The sequence below is a fragment of the Pseudoalteromonas sp. SANK 73390 genome, from assembly GCF_054966645.1.
Genome location: NZ_ARPN01000028.1, coordinates 1 through 832 on the forward strand (window position 1 = coordinate 1; position 832 = coordinate 832).

General features: G+C 42.9%; 2 protein-coding genes. One reads left to right on the forward strand and one right to left on the reverse strand.

The genetic code is table 11. The features are described 5' to 3' along the window. Positions 1 to 418, reverse strand: a 418-nt coding sequence (locus SANK73390_RS02525; RefSeq protein WP_462763133.1) for an IS110 family transposase, incomplete at its 3' end; no start/stop codon positions are given. 59 nt (positions 419 to 477) lie between these two features. Here SANK73390_RS02525 and SANK73390_RS02530 point away from each other — a divergent pair. Continuing rightward, positions 478 to 832: hypothetical protein (locus SANK73390_RS02530; protein ID WP_462763135.1), on the forward strand; the 355-nt coding region annotated here is incomplete at its 3' end.

An 832-nucleotide genomic window follows, 5' to 3' on the forward strand; every position in this document is an offset into this window, starting at 1 on the left:
TTTGGTTGATACAAGCAGTTCGAGCAGATAAAACGCGCTCACGCATGCGATGTAGAATAAGTACAGCTTGTTGTTGTTCAGTTTTCACAGGCACAAAGCGAATGTTTGGTCGGCGACTGGCTTCATAAATGGCGAGACAGTCGTTTTTATCATTTTTATTACCACGCACAAAAGGGGTGACATGTTGTGCAGGGATTAAGTGGACTTGGTGACCCGCAGCTAAACATGTTCGACCCCAAAAATGAGAGGACGCACAGGCTTCCATAACGATTTCACAGGGAGGCAAGTTAACAATGGTTTCTTTAAGCTTGCTTCGAGACAGGCGTTTGGATAAACAAGGGTGACCGTGATTATCAATACCCAATAATTGAAATACATTTTTTGCGAGGTCAATGGACAATATGCTAACTTTTTTCATGATGGATGCTCCTATGAACTGTTGCTAAAAATAAACATGACACCCATTTTTATTTGTGTGTGCGATTAGGCTTTAGTGTCAATAAAAAGGCGATAATCGAGGTTGGCTTTCGTTATGGCTTTTATCTCACTATTAACACTAAAGATAACCTCAGTGCACAAGACTCAAAACGTGTGTATGTGAGGGTATCGCGAAATACAGACACTTTAATGCGCATGGCCAGTGTGCCGCAAACATTAATGGCCGAGCCAGCACCCATTATGCTGCGTTCAGCAGCGCTTAACGCCGAGCCAAAGCCTGTCAAAGTGCTTGCACAAAAGCCGATGGGAAAAACCAAAAGCTATTGGTTTACCTACGACAATAACAACCGTGTTGTGATTGATGGTGGGCGTTTGGAAAACGGTACAATTAACA